The organism is Stenotrophomonas sp. 05L44_2 (assembly GCF_056665995.1).
In genome coordinates this window covers 1-2,643 of the sequence record NZ_JBFTNR010000591.1, presented here as the reverse complement: position 1 = coordinate 2,643, position 2,643 = coordinate 1, and the positions used below count along the sequence as shown (strand labels likewise).

The 2,643-nt window shown below is 65.9% G+C and carries 3 protein-coding genes; all 3 read left to right on the top strand.

Features of this window, described 5'->3' with window-relative positions; translation table 11 throughout:
• Window positions 1–118 precede the first annotated feature (118 nt).
• Window positions 119–343, top strand: coding sequence for an AbrB/MazE/SpoVT family DNA-binding domain-containing protein (locus AC1VAN_RS17890; RefSeq protein ID WP_025878955.1), 225 nt, complete (start codon window positions 119–121; stop codon window positions 341–343).
• Window positions 344–349: 6 nt separating this feature from the next.
• A complete protein-coding gene (locus tag AC1VAN_RS17885) occupies window positions 350–751 on the top strand; it encodes a type II toxin-antitoxin system VapC family toxin (RefSeq protein ID WP_049466025.1) in 402 nt (133 codons plus the stop codon).
• A gap of 40 nt (window positions 752–791) precedes the next feature.
• The coding region (locus AC1VAN_RS17880; RefSeq protein WP_480986346.1) for a bifunctional aconitate hydratase 2/2-methylisocitrate dehydratase at window positions 792–2,643 on the top strand (1,852 nt) is incomplete at its 3' end.

Below are 2,643 nucleotides of genomic sequence, written 5' to 3'. Positions count from 1 at the left end.
TGCTGGGCGAGTCTAACCCCCGGCTGCGACTGACGAGGGATCAGTGTCACATATCGGGAGGTTTGTTCCGGATGCGACGGGTATGTATAATTCATACATACTTTTTGAGGCGTACCCCATGGAAGCCACCGTTGCTGAACGCGGACAGATCACCCTGCCCAAGGCAGTGCGCGATGCGCTGGGCCTGACCAAGGGCACCTTGCTGAAGGTGGAGCTGGAAGGCAGCCGGATCATCCTGCGCAAGAGCGTGGACGATGCGATCTCCCGCGCCCGCGGAAAGTTCTCGCTGGACGGCTTCGAATCGGCCGACGCGGCCGTGCGCGACCTGCGCGACGAGGAGTAAGCGGTGATGATCGCCGTCGATTCACCGGTACTGGTCGAACTGCTCAGCAACGGCCCGCAGGCCGATGCGGTGGAAGCCTGCCTGCGGCAGAGCCTGGTCGGTGGCCGCGTGGTGGTCTGCGGCGCGACCCTGGCCGAGATCTGTGCCGCCCTGCGCGGCGGTGCCGAGGTGCTGGAAGCGCTGGAAGAAATGGGCGTGCACTTCAACGCGCTGGAAGCCAAGTCGGCCCTGCGCGCGGGTGAGATGCATCGCCGCCATCGCCAGCGCGGCGGCAGCCAGCGCCGTGGCCTGGACGAATTCATGATCGGCGCGCACGCCCTGCTGCAGTGCGATGGCCTGATCACCTGGAACGACACGTTTTATCGCGACTACTTCAAGGGCCTGAAGCTGATCGTGCCGCAAGCCTGAGCCCACTTTTTTTCAACCTACGCATTACCCGGGAGTTGTCATGTTGGAAGCCTACCGCCACCACGTCGCCGAGCGCGCTGCGCTTGGCATCCCGCCCCTGCCGCTGACCGCGCAGCAGACGGCCGATGTCATCGAACTGCTGAAGAACCCGCCGCAGGGCGAGGCCGAGTTCCTGCTCGACCTGCTGACCCACCGCGTGCCGGCCGGCGTCGATGACGCTGCCAAGGTCAAGGCCTCGTACCTGGCCGCGATCGCACTGGGCAGCGAGCAGAACCCGCTGATCAGCCGCGAGCGCGCCACCGAACTGCTGGGCACCATGCTGGGCGGTTACAACGTCGCGCCGCTGGTGCAGCTGCTGGACGATGCCAGCGTTGGCGCCATCGCTGCCGACGCGCTGAAGAAGACCCTGCTGGTGTTCGATGCCTTCCACGACGTGCAGGAAAAGGCCAAGGCGGGCAACGCCAACGCCCAGGCCGTGATGCAGAGCTGGGCCGATGCCGAGTGGTTCACCAGCAACCCGGAAGTGCCGCAGAGCCTGACCGTCACCGTGTTCAAGGTGCCGGGCGAAACCAACACCGACGACCTGTCGCCGGCACCGGACGCGACCACCCGCCCGGACATTCCGATGCACGCCCTGGCGATGCTGAAGAACAAGCGTGACGACGCCGCGTTCACCCCGGAAGAAGACGGCAAGCGCGGCCCGATCCAGCAGATCCTGTCGCTGAAGGACAAGGGCCAYCTGGTCGCCTAYGTSGGYGACGTGGTYGGCACSGGTTCSTCGCGCAAGTCGGCCACCAACAGCGTGCTGTGGTGGACTGGCGATGACATTCCGTACATCCCGAACAAGCGCGCCGGTGGCGTCTGCCTGGGTTCGAAGATCGCCCCGATCTTCTACAACACCATGGAAGAYGCCGGCGCGCTGCCGATCGARCTSGACGTGTCGAAGATGGAGCACGGCGATGTGGTCGAGCTGCGTCCGTACGATGGCAAGGCGCTGAAGAACGGCGAAGTGATCGCCGAGTTCCAGGTCAAGTCCGAAGTGCTGTTCGACGAAGTGCGCGCCGGTGGCCGCATTCCGCTGATCATCGGCCGTGGCCTGACCRGCAAGGCGCGTGAAGCGCTGGGCCTGGCCCCGACCGACCTGTTCCGCCTGCCGRWRSASCCGGYCGAYACCGGCAAGGGCTWCWCGCTGGCKCAGAAGATGGTTGGCCGCGCCTGYGGYCTGCCGGAWGGCAAGGGCATKCGCCCGGGCACCTACTGCGAACCGAAGATGACCTCGGTGGGCTCGCAGGACACCACCGGCCCGATGACCCGCGACGAGCTGAAGGAYCTGGCYTGCCTGGGCTTCTCGGCYGACCTSGTGATGCAGTCGTTCTGCCACACCGCSGCCTACCCGAAGCCSGTGGACGTCAAGACSCACCACACCCTGCCGGAATTCATCWSCACCCGYGGCGGCRTSTCGCTGCGTCCGGGYGATGGCGTGATCCACWSSTGGCTSAACCGCATGCTGCTGCCGGACACCGTCGGCACCGGCGGCGACTCGCACACCCGYTTCCCSGTCGGCATTTCGTTCCCGGCCGGTTCGGGCCTGGTCGCCTTYGCCGCYGCCACCGGCGTGATGCCGCTGGACATGCCGGARTCGGTGCTGGTSCGCTTCAAGGGCAAGMTGCARCCSGGCGTSACCCTGCGTGACCTGGTCAACGCGATCCCGCTGTACGCGATCAAGTCGGGCCTGCTGACCGTGGCCAAGGCTGGCAAGAAGAACATCTTCTCCGGCCGCATCCTGGAAATYGAAGGCCTGCCGGAACTGAAGGTCGAACAGGYCTTCGAACTGTCCGATGCCTCGGCCGAGCGTTCGGCGGCCGGCTGCTCGGTGCGCCTGAACAAGGAAC